General features: G+C 39.3%; 23 protein-coding genes. 2 read left to right on the top strand and 21 right to left on the bottom strand.

The window, feature by feature from the left end:
- Positions 1-25: 25 nt before the first annotated feature.
- The 6 genes from AX762_RS00970 to AX762_RS00995 form a co-directional block, all read right to left on the bottom strand.
- Entirely contained in the window at positions 26-1,024 is a 999-nt protein-coding gene (locus tag AX762_RS00970; RefSeq protein WP_071847299.1) for an ion channel, read from the bottom strand.
- A gap of 330 nt (positions 1,025-1,354) precedes the next feature.
- Positions 1,355-4,219 carry a DUF3427 domain-containing protein gene (locus AX762_RS00975; protein WP_071847300.1) on the bottom strand — a complete coding sequence of 955 codons (2,865 nt, stop codon included), beginning with the start codon at positions 4,217-4,219 and terminating at the stop codon, positions 1,355-1,357.
- Positions 4,220-4,221: 2 nt separating this feature from the next.
- On the bottom strand, positions 4,222-4,617 hold the full coding sequence (locus AX762_RS00980; protein WP_071847301.1) for a (deoxy)nucleoside triphosphate pyrophosphohydrolase: 396 nt from the start codon (positions 4,615-4,617) through the stop codon (positions 4,222-4,224).
- 36 nt (positions 4,618-4,653) lie between these two features.
- Entirely contained in the window at positions 4,654-5,322 is a 669-nt protein-coding gene (locus AX762_RS00985) for a DUF6320 domain-containing protein (RefSeq protein ID WP_071847302.1), read from the bottom strand.
- Between the two features lies 1 nt (position 5,323).
- Positions 5,324-6,667, bottom strand: a complete 1,344-nt coding sequence (locus tag AX762_RS00990; RefSeq protein WP_071847303.1) for a hypothetical protein — start codon at positions 6,665-6,667, stop codon at positions 5,324-5,326.
- A gap of 12 nt (positions 6,668-6,679) precedes the next feature.
- Positions 6,680-7,591 (bottom strand): alpha/beta hydrolase, encoded by a 912-nt coding sequence (locus tag AX762_RS00995; RefSeq protein ID WP_071847304.1) that lies wholly within the window; start codon positions 7,589-7,591, stop codon positions 6,680-6,682.
- Positions 7,592-8,135: 544 nt separating this feature from the next.
- Here AX762_RS00995 and msrA point away from each other — a divergent pair.
- Entirely contained in the window at positions 8,136-8,786 is a 651-nt protein-coding gene (gene msrA, locus AX762_RS01000; RefSeq protein WP_071847305.1) for a peptide-methionine (S)-S-oxide reductase MsrA, read from the top strand.
- Positions 8,787-8,906: 120 nt separating this feature from the next.
- Here msrA and corA read toward each other — a convergent pair whose 3' ends face one another.
- The 10 genes from corA to AX762_RS01040 form a co-directional block, all read right to left on the bottom strand.
- Positions 8,907-9,863, bottom strand: coding sequence for a magnesium/cobalt transporter CorA (gene corA / locus AX762_RS01005; protein WP_071847306.1), 957 nt, complete (start codon positions 9,861-9,863; stop codon positions 8,907-8,909).
- Between the two features lie 234 nt (positions 9,864-10,097).
- Complete coding sequence (locus AX762_RS01010) at positions 10,098-11,141, bottom strand: MupG family TIM beta-alpha barrel fold protein (RefSeq protein WP_071847307.1); 1,044 nt, start codon at positions 11,139-11,141, stop codon at positions 10,098-10,100.
- Positions 11,134-12,558: a PTS transporter subunit EIIC gene (locus tag AX762_RS01015; protein ID WP_071847308.1), complete on the bottom strand. Its 1,425-nt coding sequence runs from the start codon at positions 12,556-12,558 to the stop codon at positions 11,134-11,136. Before AX762_RS01015 ends, AX762_RS01010 begins: the two co-directional genes overlap by 8 nt.
- A gap of 31 nt (positions 12,559-12,589) precedes the next feature.
- The gene (murQ, locus tag AX762_RS01020; protein ID WP_071847309.1) at positions 12,590-13,480 is read right to left on the bottom strand and encodes an N-acetylmuramic acid 6-phosphate etherase; all 891 of its coding nucleotides are present in this window, start codon (positions 13,478-13,480) and stop codon (positions 12,590-12,592) included.
- The gene (locus AX762_RS01025) at positions 13,480-14,325 is read right to left on the bottom strand and encodes a MurR/RpiR family transcriptional regulator (protein ID WP_071847310.1); all 846 of its coding nucleotides are present in this window, start codon (positions 14,323-14,325) and stop codon (positions 13,480-13,482) included. The genes murQ and AX762_RS01025 overlap by 1 nt, the downstream gene beginning before the upstream one ends.
- Before the next feature lie 420 nt (positions 14,326-14,745).
- Complete coding sequence (codA, locus tag AX762_RS01030) at positions 14,746-15,777, bottom strand: cytosine deaminase (protein WP_371261618.1); 1,032 nt, start codon at positions 15,775-15,777, stop codon at positions 14,746-14,748.
- Positions 15,761-15,961, bottom strand: a complete 201-nt coding sequence (locus AX762_RS13245; RefSeq protein WP_371261616.1) for a hypothetical protein — start codon at positions 15,959-15,961, stop codon at positions 15,761-15,763. The genes codA and AX762_RS13245 overlap by 17 nt, the downstream gene beginning before the upstream one ends.
- Before the next feature lie 41 nt (positions 15,962-16,002).
- On the bottom strand, positions 16,003-16,185 hold the full coding sequence (locus tag AX762_RS12895) for a hypothetical protein (protein ID WP_218162441.1): 183 nt from the start codon (positions 16,183-16,185) through the stop codon (positions 16,003-16,005).
- 54 nt (positions 16,186-16,239) lie between these two features.
- Positions 16,240-16,725, bottom strand: coding sequence for a cytosine permease (locus tag AX762_RS12900; protein WP_218162442.1), 486 nt, complete (start codon positions 16,723-16,725; stop codon positions 16,240-16,242).
- 416 nt (positions 16,726-17,141) lie between these two features.
- Positions 17,142-17,585 carry an OsmC family protein gene (locus AX762_RS01040; protein ID WP_083432725.1) on the bottom strand — a complete coding sequence of 148 codons (444 nt, stop codon included), beginning with the start codon at positions 17,583-17,585 and terminating at the stop codon, positions 17,142-17,144.
- A gap of 357 nt (positions 17,586-17,942) precedes the next feature.
- On the opposite strand from AX762_RS01040, the gene AX762_RS01045 reads away from it, so the two are divergent.
- Positions 17,943-18,434: a cupin domain-containing protein gene (locus AX762_RS01045; protein WP_071847311.1), complete on the top strand. Its 492-nt coding sequence runs from the start codon at positions 17,943-17,945 to the stop codon at positions 18,432-18,434.
- 75 nt (positions 18,435-18,509) lie between these two features.
- On the opposite strand, the gene AX762_RS01050 is transcribed toward AX762_RS01045, so the two are convergent.
- The 5 genes from AX762_RS01050 to AX762_RS12915 form a co-directional block, all read right to left on the bottom strand.
- On the bottom strand, positions 18,510-18,902 hold the full coding sequence (locus AX762_RS01050; RefSeq protein WP_071847312.1) for a VOC family protein: 393 nt from the start codon (positions 18,900-18,902) through the stop codon (positions 18,510-18,512).
- A gap of 43 nt (positions 18,903-18,945) precedes the next feature.
- Entirely contained in the window at positions 18,946-20,127 is a 1,182-nt protein-coding gene (locus tag AX762_RS12905; protein ID WP_218162443.1) for a GNAT family N-acetyltransferase, read from the bottom strand.
- Between the two features lie 133 nt (positions 20,128-20,260).
- On the bottom strand, positions 20,261-22,501 hold the full coding sequence (locus tag AX762_RS01065) for a DUF4084 domain-containing protein (protein WP_218162444.1): 2,241 nt from the start codon (positions 22,499-22,501) through the stop codon (positions 20,261-20,263).
- A gap of 163 nt (positions 22,502-22,664) precedes the next feature.
- Entirely contained in the window at positions 22,665-23,123 is a 459-nt protein-coding gene (locus tag AX762_RS12910; RefSeq protein WP_218162445.1) for an EamA family transporter, read from the bottom strand.
- Between the two features lie 40 nt (positions 23,124-23,163).
- Positions 23,164-23,523 carry an EamA family transporter gene (locus AX762_RS12915; RefSeq protein ID WP_218162446.1) on the bottom strand — a complete coding sequence of 120 codons (360 nt, stop codon included), beginning with the start codon at positions 23,521-23,523 and terminating at the stop codon, positions 23,164-23,166.
- Positions 23,524-23,610: the final 87 nt, after the last annotated feature.

Here is a 23,610-nt window from a genome sequence, read left to right on the forward strand (position 1 = left end):
CCTTTTTCCTCATTCTATATACACTTTAAACTTCCGCTTTTGGCCAATCATGGTTGTCCGAATTCACTGCTCCAAGAAGTTGCATTCGGCGCTTGATTACGGCGTCTAACTCCCGCTGAAAAACATCTTCTGATACAAAGGGGATTCCACTATCATCTAAGCGTTTGATACTCGGACGATTCGGTTCTTTTTCTGAAGAATGTATAAACACTGAAGTCAGCGTATCAAGATAAGTTTCGATACTGGAACGGGTGGCTTGTACTAAGATAACATTAACGGCTCCTTTATCTTTTAAACCAAAATGAAGGAGTGATAAGAGATCATCGAGAACAGCAACACCGATAGCCGAGGCTTCTTCCGGATTTCTACTGTGATAGTAATGCAGCAGGGGATAGGCTTGGTGCTGCTGCGTTAGCTCAGAAATATCTGAAGAAGCATTCATTAGAACTAAATCAAGCTGATGAAAATCTTTGCCGTCCCAAGCTGACCTCGCTATTTCTTCACTTGTCATGCCCAGCCCCGTGATCGAGCGAGCAAAAGACCTTTTTTTCACTACCGCATTAACCACATTGATGACATATGAAGCACCTAGAGTTAAAAAGAGTATACCCATACCTGAAGTTGCAGCCGTAATCATTTGCCAGAATCCTGGCTGTGGTGAATAGTCTCCGATGCCGAGAGTGAAAAGAGTATAGCCCGTGAAATAGACGCGTTCATACCAAATGATAGGCCCACCTGATCGGATATCGATAATGGATGCAGGATCTCCAGAATAAATCAAGGTAATCCCCACCCACAGAAAAAGCACCCAACTGAGTAAAGTAACCACTAAAATGATTGGTCCCACAAGGGTGAGAATGTTATTTGTTTTACGTGTTAGTTGTTCTGTCCCTTTCCAAGTGTAACGCGCTAGTCTTTTTGACAGTGGACCTGCTCCCCCATCAACCCATAATGTCGTCCATATCAGGTCGACGAGCGTAAAAAGAGTTAACCCAAAACCCAAAATATAATAGATAGTCGACATGATCTTTTGCACTTCCTTTTATTAGTTATTCTCATAGTACGTGACGCATAAGACCCTTTGCAACTAAAGACGCCTATAAGCTGACACGTCAGATGGAAGATATCATTACATATCATCTTCACAGATTCGTTGCTTTTCTTCGACAATTTCCGTTTACTTTTTATTGCGTCTCAAACGACCTCTGTTGTATCCGCCATGTGAAACATCTGTTCAGGGATCACTGAAACATGCAAAAGATGCCCTGTATTCGATTAAACAAAAATCAAAAGAATAATGACAAGAAAAAAGCACTGTATCATCTCGAACGAAACGAGATAATACAGTGCTTTTTTACTCTACAAGTGTTAGATAACGATACAAACTATTTTCGATGGGATTATCTAGTTTTAGGAGCATCTCCACCACGTTTTTCTTTTTACCCTCTCGGGTCGCTTTCTTCAACTCATTAATCGTTTCCTGAACAGGATTAACTTCACCTAAATAATAGAAGTCACTCCCTTCATCATCCGATTTTTTTGCAAACAGACGGAAAGTCCAGCTCTTTGGGTTCTTCAGCTTTTCAACTTCAGGTGACTTTAATGTTCGCGGCGACTTCGTGAACCATTTTATTGTCGTCGAGTCTAGGAGCTCATCCTCATAAGCCATCAGGGCTCCGGCAAAGTTTTCTCCTTTTTCAAGCGTGACAAAAATAATAAATTCGCCGTTTTTCGCTGTATATCCGCCAATGTTCTGATCAACCATCTGTTCTTCCCAGTTGAGAAGTCTCAGTACATCTTTTCTCCTGTATTTTTCATACAATGTTAACGGTGCATCAGGCAGGTAAGCTGTTGCATTCAATAAGCCTGTTTCGATAACGTCTATGAATAGCTTTTCGAAATACTCATTAATTAACGCCGCTTTCATTCCTTTTGACAGTTTGATCTTATTTTTTTCTATCGAGATAAGTGGGTAGTCTCCATACGTTTTACGCGTCATGCCAGTAAAAAAATTCAAATTCAACGTGTTTAGCACAGACTGAATCGTCTTATCCTTGCTGATAACACTTAGATTTTCATACCACCGTCTCAACTCTTCAATCGATACTGCTTTTTTTACATCGTTTTTCTGATCATCGATTAATCTTTGTAGCAACATTAATTCGTGTTTTCTCATTCCGGGGAGGAGTTCGCGAGACGCAATCATTAAATACATTTGTTCCTCTTCTGTTAGGATTTCTTTATTTTCTTTCATACTCAACAAAAAATCGTAATAACTTCTCTTTTTATTGGCAAGCAAGACTGGATCCAGCATTTCTTGTTCTTTAAAGTCTTTAAGGTAAGGGACGCGACCTAAGCGATTGTAAAGCAGCTGGAATGCTTTTCTCAGTTCAGCCATTGAATCCATTGAAGTTTTATTGATCGACTCGAAAATTTTCTTTTTAGCTATCTCTTCAAAATTGATTGAAGATACACCGGAAATAAAATCGGTATCATACGTATCTTTTCTGACTTTATTTTTATTCCTTGATACATCTCCAGAAAGAGCCATTGGAATGAGGTAATTGTTTTTATAGTTTCCTATGAAATCAATCACTGTGACATATTCTTTAGACGTGTCTTTACGCAGTCCACGACCAAGTTGTTGAATAAAAATAATACTGGACTGAGTGTTTCTAAGCATTACAACTTGATTAATCTTTGGTATATCAATACCCTCATTAAAAATATCAACCGTAAAAATATAATTGATTTCTCCACATTCTAAACGCTTTACTACTTCTTCCCTTTTCGCTAAAGAATCTTCTCCAGACAAATAAGCGCTCGCCATCCCCCTGGCCCCAAATCCTAGAGAAAGGGCTCTCGCTTCTCTCTTGCGGCTACAGAAAATCAGTCCTTTGGGTATATTACCTGAACAACCATAATAACTCAATTTGTTTAAAAGATATTTCACGCGCTCTTCTTCTATTAATTGTGAAAACTCTGTTTCATCTGAAATCAGTTCACCATTTTTTTCATAATCAATCACGCCATAATAATGAAATGGACACAGCATATCTTCTTCCAAAGCTTCCTGCAAGCGGATTTCATAAGCGATGTTGTAATCAAATAGTTCAAAAATATTAAAGCCGTCTGTTCGCTCCGGAGTTGCCGTCATACCCAAAAGAAATTCTGGAGAAAAGTAATCGATAACTTTATGATAAGAAATGGCGCCAGCTTTATGTACTTCATCAATCAGGATGTAATCAAAGTGATCCTGACAAAAACTGCTATAGATAGATTCCTTTGAAATTGTCTGGATCGTTGCAAACAAGTATTTAGCATCCAAGTCTTTGTGTGAACCTGAAAGAATCCCATAATCTGAAGGCTGACCACCTAGAATCTTTTTGTAATCTTCTTTGGCTTGATTTAAAATCTGTTCCCGGTGGACGATAAACAGAACACGATTTGGAGAAAATTGATTGACATCAAACGCAGAGAGAAACGTTTTCCCTGTGCCTGTGGCCGAAATAACAAGCCCTTTTTTGGCTCCACGTGCTCTGAGGCCACGTAGATTTCTTAAAGCATCTCGCTGCATCAGATTCGGTTCAATAATAACAGGATACTCTTCATCTACCACTTCTCGCTTAAACTCTATCTGTGGATTGTAATTAAGCGTGTAATTTTCTACCCAACTTCGTGTCAATATTTTCGATTCATACCATTCGTTTTCCATATGATCCTGAATATCTTGAATCATCTGCCCGTGATCATACGACGTTAATTTCACGTTCCACTCGTAATTTACTTTCAAGGCACTCATCGTCAGATTCGAACTACCCACTATAAATGAATGGTTTTTATGATGGGTAAACAAGTAACCTTTTGAGTGAAATCCTGTTTTTCCTGAAATTCTGACTTCTACATTGGGGATATTCAGTAGGTCAGTGAAAACTTCGGGTTTATTAAAAGCGAGATAAACAGACGTTAAAATGCGTCCTTTGACACCTTTTTTATGTAAATCAGCTAACTGCGCTTTTAGAGCAGCTAAACCATCCTGCGTAATAAATGCGACCGAGAAGAAAAAATCCGTGCAGCTATTTAATTCGTCATGTAAAGCATTAAGCATGAATTCTTTTTTCGATACATCATTAATAATTAATTTTGGATCATAATGAGAGCCTTGAATACGATGATCGATAAAGGCTTTTTTTAATGAGCGCTCCAGCATATCCGCCATATCTATACCTGTTCTTTCATTAGTTTTTCTACAATCGGAATATCCGCTGGCGCCCATTTTAAAGACATTAACTCTTTGGATCTTAACCACTTAATAGCTTGGTGCTCATATAATGAAGGGGTGCCTTCTATTAATGTACAAAGATAGGTGGATAAATGAACGCGGCCAAAATCATAAGTATAGCAGGCTTTTTCAAACAACTGATCACTCACTTGAATATCCAGTTCCAGTTCTTCTTTTATTTCACGCTTCAAAGCTTCTTGATGTGTTTCTCCGGCTTCTATTTTCCCTCCAGGAAATTCCCACAATTCAGAGAGCGTCATCGATTGACTCCTTTGGGCACATAATAGTTTTCCGTTTGATCGGATAATCGCTCCGACCACAAAAATATTTTTCATCTCATTCACTTCCTCACTCGTTGCATGTTAGTCTGTTCACACATGCATACGTTTTTCTAGTTCGCTGATGACAGCTTGACGGTGGCGGAAAAAGACGGCAATGGACATCACAAGACTGAAAACTACAGATAATAAACTTGGTAATGCAACAACCACCCAGTTCATTAGTAAAAACACAGCCGGGATCAATCCCATTATAGCAGCTAGCTGCAGATATAAAACATAATCTTCCGCTTTTAAATTGACGACCTGGATGGAGATAAACATAGCCAGCAAAGCCGATATACATAAGATAGGAATAACAAATGTGAGTGACCACCCCAACCATCCGTTAATATAATCAAAATATAAACTTAATAGCGAAAACAGAACCAATATATACACTATTCCCTTGACTATGTTTCGTCGTTTTCGAACAATGACATGCATCATTACCCACATGATCATTATGCCAAACAAGACATACTCTAAATTAAAAAATTGAAAGCGCCAAATAAAGTGCGCAACAAAATAGAGAAGAATCATTAAGAATGAACTTAAACTAAGATGTTGTTTTATTTTTTTACGGTTGAACTGCAAAGGGATTTCCGGAAAATCGGACTCTTCGATTGTCTCGCTGTTACTTTTTTTTAATGAAGTCTGACAGAGCGGACATTTTTCCCAGTCCCCTTTTACATCAGCTCGACATTTTGAGCAATACTTCATCTTATTCCATCTCCTCTCGGGACACTCGGTTAACATCCATTATGACAGGGATTTCTCTTTCAGTAAGCAATCGTACAAATTCACGGTGTATATCTGTTTCTACAAAAGGACTCGTAAAACTGATCGTGAGTGTCTCCTGGTAACTCATCAAACAAAATTGAGGACGAATCGCCGCTGTGTAAAAAAAGGTTTGCTTAACGTAGTTTTCCATCCCCTCAGGCAACTTTACCCGACCGAGATTAGACATCGCCACCGTTGTTTTTTTATTGATAATATAATTGACGAGCTTTAAAACACCATCTTTGATCGGTCGAAAAGCAATCCGTGTCAGAGGATTAAATTCGAATGAAATGAATCGTTTCAATCTCTTTTCTAACGCCTCTTTTTGCAGTCGTGATTTAAACTGTTGCGCTAATGTTGCATAAAGCTCATCCAAATAATTATCTTTGTCAGGCTTAAATGTATACGAAACAATGGTGGTACTGAAAAAATTCCGCACGGAAACTGACGGAAAGAACTGTCTCAGATTAATGGGTATCGACGTGGTGATCGTCACATCTTTCGACTTGTCTTCTTTCGCAAGATAAACAGCCAGCATATACAGGGCGGTCACATAAATCGTTAAAGAAACCTTTTTGTTACGTGCTAAAGTGAGCATTTCTTTTAATGGCAGACTCATTTCAATGACACGCTGGCGATGATCCGCTGTTTTTTGACCTTTAACATGATAAACAGACATCGTTTTGGGTGTTTGTTCTAAAGGCTTATTATCATCTGCCAATTCTTTTCCCTGATATTTTTTCAGCGGATCTGTACTTGCCTCTATGGTTGCATACTTTTTCTTTTTACTGAAATACCGTTTGAAACTGTCTTCCAAATCGGCTTTCTCTCTCTGCTCTGGCTTGTCTAAAGATTCCAATACTTTCGCTTGACGCAACCTCACGTATTCTGTCAATAAGTCTTCAAAGAACCATAAAGCACCCGTTCCGTCAGTTAAGGCATGAAAGACTTCCAGATGAATACGGTCTTTATAATAGAGCACTCGAAAAAGAAATTCCCGCTTATCATAATGATATATCGGAGAACACGGCGGACTCGTTTCCGGTTGTACTTTAGGCGTTCCTACACGTTCTTCCAGGTAATACCAGAAGATTCCACGTCTCAGGACATTATGAAAAAGCGGGTAGGTTTTATAAGTTTCCTGTAAAGCTGATTGCAATAGAACCGGATCAATGACTTCTGTCATTTCTGCAGATAAACGGAAAACTTTCGTATCTGTTTCGCTACGTGCAGCCAGAAAAATATTAGAGGCGTTATCTAATTTTACCCATCTTTTCTTCTCCACAGCTGCTCCTCCTTAATCATTTAAAAACGTCTGAATTTCCTTTAGCGCTTCTTCCATCGGCTCAGTGAAAGCTGGATAATTGATGAACCCATGGACACTATTTAAAACACGGTGCACCTTGACCTTGTTACCGGCTTCCTCTAGCGCTTTCCCGTACGCTTCACCTTCGTCACGCAATGGATCATACTCGGCCGTAATGACTAATGTTTCTGGCTGATTACTCAAATCTTCGGACATCAAAGGCGAGATCAACGGACTTTTCCGTGTAGATAGATTAGGTGCATACAATTCCATGAAGCTTTGAATTTTTTTGATGGTCATCCCGTAATTATACCCGTTGGTCTTGATGGATTTAAAAGGAGAGTTTTCACTATGATCCCAGTAAGTGACAGGGTAGATCAACACCTGTTTTTTAGGCATCCATTTTTTGCGATCCCTTAGCAACAAAGAGACAATGGCTGCTAAGTTCCCACCAGCGGAGTCGCCCATAATGATCCAATCTTCTTCTTCTTCCTCTTCTAATGGTGTGAGTAAGATTTCTGCTACTTGGTAAACGTCATTCAACCCTGCTGGATAAGGGTACTCAGGCGCTAAGCGGTAATCGACTGAATAGACAACCCGTCCTAGATAATCCGCGATATTGACACAGGCACGTGTATACGTGTCGATGTCTCCAATTACCCAACCCCCGCCATGGATAAATAAAATGGGTTCAGGATGTGTCTTTTTCTTGGGATAAAAAATACGAACCGGAATTTCATGATTGCTGTTTGCCGAATAAATCTTGTCATCCAGCGATCGAAAGCGTGCAATCGGCGAACTTGATAAGAGCTTCTGCACTTTTCTGACCCACTGATAGTCTTCCTGCATGTCAATGCGTGGTGAAGACGCTAATCGTAATAAAAATTTAAATACTGGATTCATCATTTTCCCTCATTATCATAATACTGATTTTATACGTAAAACTCGGTTGGAGGGTTACGCTTATTTTGCCTGTTTTTCCAATAAGATAAAAAAATTTCTTGAAGATAAGATATAAAGCAATAAATAGGATGACAGACAGACTTGACCAGGTAAACATTCTGAGTCATGAAAATCAAGAATAGCAGACCGCCCAGCATATTTATCAGTACAGTTAAACTAAAAATCAAAACGGGGGTGACATGACGATCGGTGCATGTGCTCCGCACAAAAGAATCCATTATTAATGGATAACGCATTCAATATATTCTATATGTCTTTCTACTTAAACATTCGATCTATTTATATGGAGTATACCAAAAATGACTACCTATATTCTTAATAGATTTCACTGGTAAGTCTAAAAATTGAATGGAAAAGCAAACGTGTTAAAATTAAGCATAAGAATTTCCTGACTTTCGTTATGTAAAATAAGAGTAAACATATTTGTCAGAAGATAAGGACAGGCTTTCAGATAATGAGATGCTATAAAAAGGAGTTATAGACCATGTTGAACCTTAATCGTCGAGCGAAAACTTTGGAAACAGCCACTTTCGGAATGGGCTGTTTCTGGGGACCAGAGAGCCAATTCGGACAACATCCCGGTGTGATACGAACCCGCACCGGTTTCACGGGAGGAACTACTGCCGAACCCACTTACAGGAACATCGGAGATCACACCGAAGCCATCCAGATCGATTTCGATTCTTCTCTTCTTTCCTATGAAGATATTCTACAGATTTACTGGGACAGTCATGACGCCACAAAGGATCGCAGCTTTAAAGGACGCCAGTATCTTTCGCTACTGATCGTTCATTCCACTAATCAGCAGGAAACGGCTGAAATGCTGAAAAACAAGTGGGAAAATCGGAATGGAAAAAGAATCGGGACAGAAATCCAATATGACCGGCCGTTTTACCCAGCGGAAAATCGCCATCAAAAATATTTCCTTAAGCGGTTCCCTAAAGCTATGGGATCTATCCTTCCTTTATTTCCCGACCACAAGAACTTTATGGATTCCACCATAGCAGCCCGTTTAAACGGATTTGTCCGGGAAAACGGACGTTTAAATGACATCAAAGATGAGATCTCTGAATGGCAGCTCACTAGCGAGGAAGAAAACGTTCTCCAGAATATGCTTCAGAAAATACGCTGGTAGGCCTTATCTTTTTCCGATGTCCATCACCGTTTTTTAAATAGAGAGAAGCGTAGAAATAATAACATTTCTACGCTTCTTTATTGGGAGCATATCATAACGCCCATCTTTATTTGTTACTGCCTATTTAAACCATCCTTTTTTCTTGAACCAGAAAAAAAGCGAAAGACCGGTCGTCAGCATGATTCCCAGGACAACAAAGTAGCCATATCTCCATTCCAGTTCGGGCATATTGACAAAGTTCATTCCATAAATGCCGGAAATCAAAGTCAGTGGTATAAAGATAGAAGTGATGACTGTAAAGATTTTCATCACTTCATTGGACTGGTGAGACGTTATGGAAAGATAATTATCACGAATATCCGTAGTAAATTCCCTGTTGGAACTGACCAGTTCCGATACCTTCAGTAAATGATCATAAATATCGGAAAAATATTCCCGTCTGTTCTTTACTTCCGTTAAATGTTGGGAATTCAGCATCCGATAGAGCATATCCCTCATCGGATTAACTGTTTGACGGATATGCAACAGCATATGCCGAACGTCAAACAGTTCATCCATCAGTTCGTCCATCGATTTTTCCTCCCTGTTGTCTTCAATCACATCCAATTTATTTTCAATGTGATAAATAAGTGGAAAGCAAGTATCAACCAGTTTATCCAATATTTGATAAAAGACATAATATGGATCCCATTCTTCTGCAGCAGCTTGAGTTGTGATCCGGCTCCATACTTGATCCACTTCTTTAGAAGTTTCAAAGTGAAAGGTTACGATAAAATTCTTTCCGACAAAGAAATCCAGTTCTTCTTTTATCACTTCTACATCTTCCCTTTTGACTGTTTGAGTGATATAGAAATCGTATCCCTCATAATAATCCAGTTTGGGTCGCTGAAGCAGTATCCCGCAGTCTTCAATAGCTAGTGGATGAAAATGAAAAACATAATCCAAAAGACTAAATTCATCTGCCGTTGGGTTGCTGAAATCTACCCAATACCATTTATATTTCTTTAAGTTCTCCTCGTCCACTCGCACAACTGTTTCCATCGTGTCATCCGGGAGTACGCCTATTACATTGATCATGACTAAAACATCCTTTGTAAATTCAATTGATACTTCATTATACGATAATACAGACGACTATTCTAACATTCAAATCAAACCGTTCGTGTCGAGTCTTTTCTGTTAATTTTCACATAGTCGTTTGTTGGTTGATTAGGTTAGAGATCGATTTACTTGACCAAAAAATGACTGACATGTCCCTGAATAAAAAAACAGTGTTCCAATGAAGGAACACTGTTTTTACTATGCTTGCTCTCATTCATCTGTTTCGGCCACAAACATGAACTGTTCACCGTTTTCCAAGTTTTTCAAAAGTAAATGATACTTTTCCGAGATTCTTCCGATGACGTTTACCCGTTCATCTTCAGGATAATCGGATTTAGTCACCTGTACTTCCCCCGAGTAGCGTTTATAGCGCTCATTATCCATTGTTACGGACCCTTTAAGTCGCTTAAGCGTATTCCGCGGTTCGACGTGTTTACCGGCTTGAGCATACTCTCTAGACTCCTGAACGCGAATCAGCGTGCTCGGTGAATCTATGCGTACTGTAAATCGCTCATGATACAAATAGTGCAGCTCCTCAGGCAACTCGACTGGAAGACGAATCAACTCATCATTCAAATAGGTTAAAAGCAAGTCTAGTTCATACTCAGATATTTTTATATCTCCTAAAAAGACTTTATCTATTTTGTGGCGTTTGATCAAATCAACACACTGCGCGTAAGGTGAAAGATAACGGTGAGCTTCTAACGTCGGTAATCCTTCAAACAGCGGACCACGTTTTTCTTCATCCCCAGAAATAAAGGCGAGTGTTTTACCTGACTTCTCTTTGATCTGTTTATTTAAAGCTGTAAAGAACACTTCATCGAAACCTGTTTCCGGTCTCGGATAAAAGTTATGCATATAATAGTCATTTGACTCTTCAATGTCTTGATTTAATAGCGTTGAAGCATTATACGTAAAGCTCAGATCGTACTTTTTTTTCCTCAGTTCTGTTAAATCAAAACCAAAGTCGAGCCTTAAATTATCAAGGTGTAGACGGCGTGCTAACGTGGCCAGTGATGCTTCTTCAAACCGTTCCAAGGTTAACGGTGATACATCTGCCATCACCCAGAAATTGTTTTCATGAAGCCACTCACACATCTCTTCAACATCCTTGATATATGATTCGGTCACTTCTTCGTTCAGATGAAGCGACGTAAATATGGGTGTGTTCTGATTCTTTAATTTTTCAAGAAATGGACGCTGCCGTTTAAATGCGGACACATAAACGGCGAATCCAAAAGATTTATTAGACATTTAAAACATCATCATCTTTTATAAAGATCCGCGTAATGATGAATCCTCCAATATAAGAAATTAGGATCCCGATTGCGTAGTGCATCATTTTTCCTGGTTGCATAAGTGGAAGGGCAACCCAACCGGATGGTCCCCAGGCATTTGCCATAACGCCCATCAACATAACGTAAGCGCCACCGAATCCGGCACCTAAGCCAGCTGTAATAAATGGCTTGCCAAGTGGTAAGGTAACACCATAGATCAAGGGTTCACCAATACCTAATATGCCAGCAGGTAGTGCACCGGCAATGATTTGTTTCAAACGTTTATTACCCACTTTTTTAGCGACCAAGTATATAGCGACTGAGGCACCAACTTGACCAGCACCTGCCATAGCTAATACTGGGAAGAGTGAAACGCCACCTAAAGCTTCTAGTTGAATTGCATAAATTGGAATCAAACCATGGTGTAAACCAAGCAGTACCATTGGCAAGAATGCTGCAGCTAGAATATAACCAGACAGAACACTTACAAACATGTTTTCTGATCCAATAATGAAACCTAAACCGGTCACTAACCAGTCAGACAGGAATCCTGATATAGGCATAACAACAAAAGCCATGAGTAATACTGTCACTAGTAGTGTTATTACTGGTGTCACAATTAAATCCAAAACATCAGGTACTGACTTACGTACAAATTTTTCGATTTTAGCTAGGACGTATACTCCGAAGATAACTCCGACGATCCCACCTTTACCTGTTGTAAGAATAGAATTTAACGGTTGGTCTACATCATACAGACCGACCAGTGTAGATAATTCAATCAATGGTGCTGCAATCGACATCGCCCCGATCATACCACCCAATGCTTCTGTGGCACCAAATCGTTTTGCGGCATTCACACCTGTAAAGATTGCAAAGTAACCTAAAAATGAATTACCGATCAAAGCAAAGGTAATACGGGTTCCTTCCCAGAAGTCACCTGCAACAACACCGTCAGCCATCATTTGCCCAAGTAAACTACTAAACCCTTGGAAAATACCGGCAGCGATAATGGCAGGAATCATTGGAATAAAGATATTGGCAATGGTTGCTATGCCTTGTTTAAATTTTCCTTGAGATTGCTGATCTTTAATGGCTTGTTTGTTGTCTTCCCAGTTATTTGATGAGTCTGAAGAAGAGGGCACGTTATATTTTTCAATCAAAAGATCATTTACTTTTTTTGCTGTGCCGGGTCCCACAACGACCTGATAAGTGTCAGCATCATTTATACCCATGACGCCTTCTGTATTTTTAAGCGTGTCTTCATCAATTTTACTTTTATCTTTGATGTTCATTCGAACACGTGTCATACAGTTAGTGGATGAACTGATATTATCCGGACCACCAACAGCATCAACGATGTCTTTGACTAATTTTTCGTTATTTTTGACCATCTTTTTTGCTCCTTTTCAATAGTTTTTTTGCTTACATCGCTTTTCTGACATGACCTTCAGATTCTTCCAACTTTTTAACGGCAGCCTCTTTATCTATATCTAATAAAATCATAATAATGGCAACTTTGACTTTACCGTCACTTTTGGCTAAAGCGTTCTTAGCTGTTTCTCGCTCTGTATCTGTTGCTCTCATCACGATATTTTCAGCTCGAGAAACAAGTTTTTCATTGGTTGGTTGAACATCGACCATTAAATTTTTATAGACTTTGCCAATACCTACCATTGATAAAGTAGATAACATATTTAATATCATTTTCTGGGTAGACCCTGCTTTTAAACGGGTCGAACCGGTCAACACTTCAGGTCCCGGTACGGCTTCGATCGCAATTTTTGCGACTTGGCCAATCTCACTCTCTTTATTACATGCGACAGCAATGGTCGGCACATTTATTTCATTCGCATAGGTTAGCGCTCCAATGACATATGGTGTGCGACCGCTAGCTGCCAAACCTACAACGATATCATTTTCATTCAATCCGAGATTGATTAAATCATCTTTACCCATTTCCTGGCTGTCTTCTGAACCCTCGATTGCTTCAGTAAATGCTCTTTGACCACCGGCAATCAACCCCACGACTTTCTCTTTCGGTGTACCAAATGTCGGTGGACATTCTGCAGCATCGAGAACGCCTAAGCGTCCGCTTGTCCCGGCACCTGTGTAGATCAATCTCCCTCCTTTTCTCAACTGTTTGATGATACTATGGATGGCGCTTTCAATTTCTGGAATCACCTCCTCAATTGCTTCAGCAACTTTCTTATCCTCATTGTTCATGACTGTCAGTGCCTCTTTTACGTTCATTTGATCAAGATTCATCGTATGAGGATTTTGTTTCTCTGTTTCCATTTTCCCTAAATCTACCATCAGTCTCGCTCCTTCTTGATTTGCGTTTTTTCGAGAATTTCTAAGGTTTCTTCATACATTTTGTTGATGTAACTCGTATATAGGATATCAATTATATTCAGTTGAGATATACGTGATGACATTGCCCCACTTCTAAAACTGAATTCATTGGCCGCCACGTAGATAGCATAATCAGCCATCTGATTAATGGGTGACTCGTTATTCTTCGTGATCGAAATGATTGTTGCTCCGTTATCTTTTGCCACTTCCGCACAGGTTATCATTTCCTCTGTCTGACCAGAATATGAAATCACCAGTGCCACATCTCGCTCACTCATATTTTTTGCCATGAGGAGTTGTGTGTGCCAGTCTTCGCTGACATAAGACATTTTATTGATGCGCGTGAATTTGAGTTGGGCATCTTTCGCTACAAGTAATGATGCGCCCATGCCGAATATCGTTAATTTCTCACAGTCGAAGAGCATATTGACACATGTTTTTATCATATCTGTATCGAGCAACTTTTCAGTTTCTTCTAACGAAAGTATATTTTTGTGTGTCACCTTATTAATGATTTCTTCAATCTCATCGGTGCGTGACAATTCCGCAATGTGTTTTTCTTTATAGTTCGAACGAACTGCCTGTTCATAGATCATGTCTTTTACGAATTCTTTATAACCTGTATAACCGTTCTTTTTGCAGAGTCGAATGATTGTGGAAGGGGACGAGAACGTCTTCTCAGCTAAGTTGTAAATAGTCATTTGACTCGTTTCTTCAGAATTTTTCAGTATATAATCGATGATAGATGTTTCAGTCGGGCTAGCATCTTTTTTATATTCTTTCAATTTTATTGTTGCTATGGCCATAATTTATCTCCCTCTTCACTAATATCTTAACAGTATAAAACATAGTGTCAATGAAACGCTTACTTTATAAAACAAAGTACCGCAAAGTGGTCATTATCTCATGAATACGCTTATATTTATGAAACAAGACCTTCCCTAGTTTATTTTATTCCAAACTGTCTTTCAATCCTATTAGATCATGTCTTTATAATTTAATATGATTGAAATGAAATATTCTGACTTATTTCTGTATTCCCCATTGATTTTTTTGAAAGCTTATAAAGCAAAAAAACAGCCATCATCAAAATGATGGCTGTTTTGTGTTCAGATAATCACGCTTTTATCGAGCTATCGTTCTACTTTTTATTAGAAAGATAAAAAGCAGAAAATAACTAAACTCTCTTCCCATTTTTCATTTACTTCTTTAATCTACAAAGTAAATCAACGTTCAAAATCGACTTTCATGGTTTCATTTAAATAAACAGATGCTTCTTTCGGTTTCGTCTCTGCTATTTTTTTCCCCTTACGGTATGAAGCCAGTACCTCTGACTGTTTTCTTACCGCATCATATCTGTTAGCAGCATTTAATATGATAAAGTTAGGCAGTTTTCCTTCTTCAATGCCGTATTCATTTTGAATATTAAGGGTGACTGCACTGTTTTCAGTGATATAATCGAACGAGTCGACGATCTGATTGTATCCCATCAGTTGCGTTACATGAATCCCCATATGCAGAACCTGCAGCATGTTTCCTGTTCCGAGCGGATACCACGGATCAAATATGTCATCATGGCCGAAACAGACGTTTAAGCCTGCTTCGCTCAGCTCTTTAACCCGAGTGATTCCTCGACGTTTAGGATAATCATCAAAACGTCCCTGCAGGTGAATATTAACGAGCGGATTGGCCACAAAATTGATATTGGACAGCTTCAACAGTTTCATGAGTTTTGAGACATATGCGCCATTATACGAATGCATCGCGGTCGTATGACTCGCAGTTACTCTGCTCCCCAACCCTCTTTTATAGGCTTCTGCCGCAACGACTTCAATGAATCGTGACTGTTCATCGTCAATCTCGTCACAATGAATATCAATGAGGCGGTCGTATTTTTCAGCTAGATCAAAAGCAATTTTCATCGATTCCACGCCATCTTCACGCGTAAATTCATAGTGAGGGATACCCCCAACTACATCCGCTCCCAGTTTCAAGGCTTCTTCCACTAATTCCGTCCCATCAGAAAATGAAAGGAAGCCTTCCTGAGGAAAAGCGACTAATTGAATGTCAACAAATTCCTTCATTTCTTCTTTTACTTCCAGCAAGGCTTTCAAAGCAGTAAGCGATGGATCACAAACATCCACGTGCGTCCGAACCGCTTGTATTCCCTGTGCAATCTGCCACTGTAAAGCTTTCATAGCTCTCTTTTTTACGTCATCTTTAGTCAGTGTTTTTTTTCGTTCAGTCCACGTTTCGATCCCTTCGAATAAGGTACCACTCTCGTTCCATTTCGGCTCCCCCTGCTGTTAAGGTCGTGTCCAAATGAATATGGGGTTCCACGAAGGGCGCACTTACTAATTTACCCTCTACATCCAATGCCCCTTCCACTGAGTAGGCTTTTTCGATCTTGCAAAACGTTCCATTTTTATATGAATGTTCCATAATCCTTCTTTTTTCGCCAATGCTGCATTTTGAATAATCATCTAATATACCTCTTCTCCTAATGAAGCCTGTTTTGAAGCCCATACTTTCTCTGTCAGCTTTGATAAGCCGATAAACAGGATCATCGCCCCGATGATGCCGTTTAATGGCGGAATACCCGGCAGCCATTGTGCTGAAGCAAAGCCACCCAGCCAGACTGATCGACTGTTCTGGCTGATAGGCAAACAATTCAGCCAGACCGCCTAAATCATTGATGGCCAGTCCTACTGATGTACTTCCTAATACCGAATAGCTGGTACAGCCACAAAACTTAAGATGGCCAGAGCCTTCATTCCAAAAAATGCTGAAATCGTCATCGCTATTCCTGACAGAATGATGAGTGTGAACATGTCGATGCCAGTCACTCGATTAACCGGGACCGCAAACATGGCGATACCCACACCGAACCATCCGACTTGGGTCGCACTTAACAGAAAGGATGCCAAGTAAGAGCCTTTTTCACCAAATGCATAGCGTGCCAGTAGGTGTGTAGACAATCCGGTTTTAGCGGCGATGTACGCTAGTCCACCCGTGTATACCCCCAATATGAAGTTACCCAGCAGCACCATCCAGATAAATTCTTTCATTGTGAGGCCTAATCCCAGTTCCCCACCAGAAAGCATGCTTGCCGAAAAGAATGTAAATCCCAGCATGACCACAAACATTCTAAAAAACCCATTCCGGTTTGACTGCGGTACAGCCTGAAGTGAAAATTCCTTATCCACTTTTTCTTCCTCCTTGTTTGGCTGCTTATTAGTACCCACACCAAGCAGGATTTTACACAGAAAAAATTTGCATAAAAAAAGCTCCCTGCCCGATATGACAAGAAGCGTTCGAAAAACAGATACACGTGTAGAAGATACACTCGTAGTTTATTTTTCTCATCCGTAGTCCTTGTCAGCCTCTCGGGACTGATTTAAAGATACCAATATTCAATTGGAGCCATTATCTCAATCCCATGTCTGTTTGTCAACCACGACCAGAGATTTTTTAGTCTCTTTTTTCTAAATGGTTGTCTGTCTAACATACAAGATTGATACTTTTTCATTTTTCTTTATCCGATATTTCCGGCTTGATTTCAAGAGTTTTAAATATAAAAAGCAGACATCCTTGAGATGTCTGCTTGCTTATATTTAAAAAATTATGCTTTAACCCAGGTATCGTTCATTTTAACGCCGGCAGCTTTAAACAGCGTATAAATCGGGCAACGTGCTTCTACCTGCTCCTTGATTGCTTGAATACGTTCAATAGATTCTGTTGTATCCACTTTAACATTGATGGTCACTTCTTCAAAGTACGGTTGCACAGAGGCATCGCCCATAAACCCACGAGGATCAAAGCTACCTGATATATTGATCGTTAAGCATTTCAAATCAAAGTCCATTTCTCTTGCAGCCATATTAGCTGTTACATTTTCGCAAGATACTAACGCTGCGAGAGCTGTCTGCATCGGATTGGGACCAGAATCTTTCCCGCCCAATTTTTCCGATTCATCCAAAACTAATTCATGTTTGCCTGCTTTTGCTGTCAAAGCAAAGCCGTCAGTTTTTGCATTCACTGTAAATTTCATTTTATTGTTCACCATTCAAATCATTCCTTTTCTTTTCTTTTCTTCTTGCTCATTATATCATTAATTTTACTATTATTAAATAAGTATAAATAGTAAGTAAATTAGAAGTTTGTGAATTTTATACTTTAATTTTTGCGTAGTTTTTAGAGCTAAGTGAGTACTTTCAGTTTTTTTGAGTATCTTAAATCCTTATATTTCAACGTAAATCAATTGTTTATTCTCTACTTCTTTTCAGATGCTACTTATTCAAAACTATTCTTTCATAAAAATATCTGGTCAGGTTCGATTCATTCAGTTCACAAATCTCACTTGTATGCTAAACTAAATGAAAATGGTTGAGCTAGTAAATTCATGTAGTAAGGAGAAAAAAATTTGAAATCAGTAGAACAATGGATCAAAGAGTTACAGCTTGAACCACATCCAGAAGGTGGCTACTTCAAACAAACCGATTTGTCTGATGATACATATGCAAAAGAGGGTAAACATTTACCTTTATACACAAACATTTATTTTCTATTAACAGCAGCTAATCCTTCTCACTTTCACAGACTCACTTCTGACGAATTATGGTTTTATCATGCTGGTCATCCACTAACCATCCACTCGCTCACGCCAGAGGGTTCGTATCAGGAAACAACGTTAAGTTTAGAGACAAGCGAAGAGCATCAGTTACACCACACCGTTCCAGCGGGTACCATTTTTGGTTCAACCGTAGAAGACGGTTATGCATTGGTTAGTTGTACAGTGGTTCCCGGTTTTGATTTTGCGGACTTTCAGTTGTTTACAAAAAATGAACTTTCAGAAATTTATCCCGAACATCAAACGATAATAAATAAACTGGCTTACGATATCCTCCCTGAATAGGCGGAATCGTAAGTCAGTTTGTTTAAGTTCAGACATATGAACTTCATTTGCCGCAGAAAGATCGAATCAAACAGATCAACTTCTCATTTGCGGAGAGTCTGGATCGAGTTCCATGAATTCCAGCCAATTGCCATCCGGATCTTTGATCCAGAACTGCTTATTGTTATCTTTTCCTGTAGATAGTTCTGAAGCAAAGCTAATGCCTTTATCTCTTAGCTTATCAGCTAAAGCTTCTATAGCCTCTACTTCAAAACAAATGTGATCGTTTTGTTTTTTCTCTTCTTCAGTTCCGCCATAAAAAAACTCCACAAATGACCCGTCCGCAATTTTGACGTACTCGATCCATGGATATCCATCCGAATCCTTCAAGTCAAAGGCATGTTCGAAACCGAGTACTTCACAGTAAAAATGCAGTGTCTTTTCCATATCTGTTACTTGAAACCCTTTATGATGAATTCCTTTAATCATTTTCCACTCACCTTTTCTATTTTATATACTTCCATCGACGATCCTACTCCCACTGTCCGGGAAACTTTAATTTTTGTAAGGGAGGAAATTTTTGGTCGTATGCCTCCACTTTTTCTTCTGGAATATTTTCAAAAACAGGCGAAGCATAAAATTTTCCCTTTACATCTTTCAGGCTGTTTTCTGATAATTCTATCCCCATGAATGCTTCGAAATTTTTACCGCCTGCTGTTGTGATTCCAAATTTATCGCACGTTTCAAATCCTAACCGTGGATAATAATCAGGTTCTCCAAAAATGATGATGCCTCTGTATCCTGCCTCGCGTGCCAGGGCCATGGTTTCGTTAAATAACAATTCACCGACCCCACATCCCTGCCATTTCGGTTCGACACACAGAGGACCGAACGTCAGCACGTCATGTGAGACGTCCCCATCAACGACCTGTGCTTTTGAATACATGATGCACCCAATGACTTCTCCCTCTTTTACTGCTAACCGACTTAGCTCCGGGAGGTAGTCTTTATCCTGTCTTAAAGCATGGACAAGATAATGTTCCTCGCACCCTGGTTGATACTTGTTCCAGAAAGCATGCTGAGCCATTAACTCGACTTCGTGGTGATCGGCCTTTGTTTCCATACGGATAGCTATCTCTTCACGTGCTACTTTCTGCTTTTTTTCTGGGAACCATCCAAATTCCAGTCTCACTTCTTTTCTTTGTAGATCATCGTTACCATAGCTGCAGGTATCCAGACCAATAAAACAAAATCCTTCGTGCTGATAAAATTCGATTGCATTGACATTGGACGACTGCGTTTCCAGAATGATGGCTCGTCGCCGCTCGCTTCTAGCTTGTTCTTTGGCGATATCGATCAACGCCTGACCTATACCTTGCTTCTGGAAGTCATCTGCCACCCAGAGCTCTGTGATCCGCAGACGATTGGACCAGGATTCCGGATTTGTTTCAATTGCAGCCACTAACGCTCCTTCAACGATGACTCCCCACGCAAAAGCATTTTCCCAGTGATCTTCGTATAATCTATCCGAAAAATCGTCTTCATCTGCAGTTCGGGTCACTGTTTCCTCGAAATCTTTTTTCTCTATTTCGATACGATACCCTGTTTGTCGTTTCTCTACAGTTACATCGTAATACTGATCCGTACTGTATTGTATCGGGATGATCGTACCCTTCCAGTTCTCTTTCGGTAAATGCGTGATCATGTACTCCATGCTTTGACCTTCTTTCTTCAAAGTCTTCAAAATAAATTTTGGACCAGCAAAAGGTTAACTGACAACTTATTGTAAGTATGTTCGTGTGTCTTACCCCGCAAATAAAGTTCCTACTTCTCTTTTTAAACTTGAATCATTTTTGAAGATATACACCACTATTATCCTTTAAAATTTTTTCCATCTTTTCTGCTTTAACTGCTTTTGAGAAAAGATAACCTTGACCGATATGACAATGACCTTCAATCAACTTGTTTAATTGATACTCGCGTTCTATTCCTTCGGCGACAACAGTCAAATTTAAATCAATGCCTAAAAGGATAATGGTTTTAACCATGGCCAGCTGCATTTCATCATCGATATCATCAATAAACGATTTATCTAATTTTATCGTGTCGATAGGTAACTGCCGGATCATGTGTAGTGACGAATAGCCTTTTCCAAAATCATCAATGGCTATTTTAACGCCTTTTTTTCTTAAGCTTGTTAAGATTTTTATGCTATCATTTATATTTTGCATAATGCTCTCAGTTACTTCTATTTCCAGAAACTGAGATTGCAGACCGGATTCACGTAAGGCTTTTTCAACGACAGATAAAAATTTCCCTTGTTGAAATTGTCGTACCGACACATTGACAGACACGCTTACTAACGGCAAACCTCTTTGCTGCCAGCTCACATTCTGTTTGCACGCCTCATTTAAAACCCATTCTCCGATTGAGACAATCTGACCTGTTTCCTCGGCGATTGGGATAAACTCAGCGGGAGAGATCCAACCCAGTTCCGGATGTTTCCACCGCAACAAGGCTTCCATACCCACAATTTTTTTTGTTTTCAATTCCAGTTTAGGTTGATAGTAGACTTTGAACTGTTTTTCTTCAAGCGCCTTTCTCAGGTCACTTTCTATTCTCATTCTCCGCGCCATGATCTGATTAAGGTCATCATCATAAAATCTATACCCGTTCTTCCCGCCGTCTTTGGCGAGATACATGGCCGCATCCGCATACTTGAACAATTCTTCGTACGTACGAGCGTGTAGTGGGAACAAACTTATTCCGATACTTGCCGTAACTATAATTTCATGCCCATGTATCGAGAACGGTTTCTGGAATTTATCCAGCACTGTTTCTGTAACCTTTATACATTTTTCTTTTGTTGCGTCAGGCAATATAATGGCAAATTCATCTCCGCCTAGTCTGAACACTTGCGTGTCAGCTGCCAGGATTTGTTGTAAATATTTCGAAATTTTCATTAATATAAAATCTCCAGCTTGATGACCCAGAGTATCATTAATCACTTTAAAGCGATCCAGATCGATCAACAATAAAGCAGCACTATTGTCTCTGCACTTTTGCATCTCATAATCCAGATGTTCCTCAAAGTTTATTCGGTTTTTCAACCCGGTTAATGGATCATGGTAAGCCAGGTGCTTAAATTCATCTATTAGTTTATCATTTTCTTTCACGATATATAGTTGTCGCGCAATAATCATAAATATAATAATAAATAAACCTATACTTAATACGTTTAAATCCCACTGATAACTTAGAGTAACCAATATAAGAAGGACGATCGTGCTGGCATAAGGCAGGATATTGCCAAATTTTTTAAATGTTTTTTCTATCTCCCAGACGGGTTCTTCTCTATCTTCTTTTACATAAAATCCGGCAGTGCCTATCAGCCAGACACTGATTATCCATAACAGATCAGCGAGGGTTCCTTGAGTATAACTTCCTGCAATATCAAGATAGACAGAATAAGAATCCGCTATGACATGTAAAGAAAAGCCAGTTACAACTAGCAACATGACAGACTTTTCTTTATTTTTAAGAATAAGATAATACATAATAACGAGAACAAACATCAAACTTATATCTATTATAGGATAAGCCACGGTAATCATTGTGTTCCATAAAGAATAGTTTGAGAGTGTCAAAATAGGTTCGATCAAATAATGAACGACAATAGAAGTTACTGTTATCATGAATATGATGATATTAAAAAGATAAACTTTTTTGAAGGTGCTGGGATTAGCCCACCTTATCCAGTACACAAGTCCAGATAAAAAAAATACATACGCAAGCAACCAAAGGGAACTTGCAATATCAGAGTACAGCATATTATTTCCTACAAGAAAAAAGAACCATACTATATTGGCTGTTAAGTAGACTATTCCTCCGACAGTTAACAGCAACCAAAATTCCTTTTGTTTATTCGTTGTTCGCCTATAGGCTCTATGTATGTATGTCACAAAAAAAAGCAAACCAGCTGTTTGAAGAACATTAACACCTAAGGCTCCAAGCCATAAATCTTCTCCAAACAGTAATTTCCACCCGTAAAAAAGAATGATATTGAGGGTAATAAAAAATGTGATCAATCGTCCACGCTTCAACTAAATAATTCCTTTCGTTTTCCAAATTATGTCACAAGATAAAAGAGAGTCTTTATTTATAAGTTTCATTTTAAACCAAATTATTTTCTCAACTAGCACTTGGTTCAAATCCTTTACTGTCTTTCCAAAGAGTCTCAGTGGTACTTTTTCAACTCTGCTTCAGACTTAACAGAGTAACCGTCGCCAGGATGATCCCCATGCCTAAAAGCTGAATCAGTGTAAGCAGTTCACTCAGAACAATCACCCCAAAAAGGGAGGCAGTAACAGGTTCCACCATTGCAATGACGGAAGCCGAAGTCGGTGATATTCGTTTCAGACCGGCCACATATAAGAAAAATGACAGACCTGCGCCAATAAAACCTAAAAGAATCATCCATAATAAGTCAGTTGAGTAAAAGATTGAAACGGCTTCATTCCGATCGATGAAAAATAACAGCAACAGAGTAAAGGTGAGGAAGGCAATCGTTAAAATCCCTTGCGGCTCTCCGTATCGAGATGCGTATTTAAATCCAAAAAGAAACAATGCATACGATAATCCTGCACCTAAGCCCGTAACAAGTCCGAGTATCGTGATGGTGTCAAAATCAATATTATAAATCTCTGTCAATAATACCACTCCAACTATAACAAAACCAATAGCCAGCCATTTATAAAGTGACGCCTTTTTCAAGACGAAATACGAAAGATACAAGGAGAACGAAAATTGGCGCAGTGTACATCAGCGTTGCTGCTACCGCAACACTTGCCTCTGAAATACTGATAAAATATAACATGAAATTTCCGGCTACTCCCAGACCTGCAACAATAGACCATAACAGCATCTTCTTATTCCACCGGGTCGGCTTAAACGTGAACCAGATCAGGATACAAAGCAACCCCACCGCTCCTCTATAAAAGGAGATGACTAAGGGATCCAAGCCTTTATCCATCAAAAAACCGCCTAAACCTCCGGAAAGTCCCCATAAAATTGCAGCAATAATAACTAGCCCTGATCCGACAAAATTCATACAGTTACCTCCCTATAAATCCAAATAAACGGCTTTATCCAATAAAAGAGATTTCATATTAAAAATTTCAGCAGCTTTTCATCTGGA

The sequence above is a fragment of the Alkalibacterium sp. 20 genome (assembly GCF_001885615.1).
Classification (GTDB): domain Bacteria; phylum Bacillota; class Bacilli; order Lactobacillales; family Carnobacteriaceae_A; genus Alkalibacterium.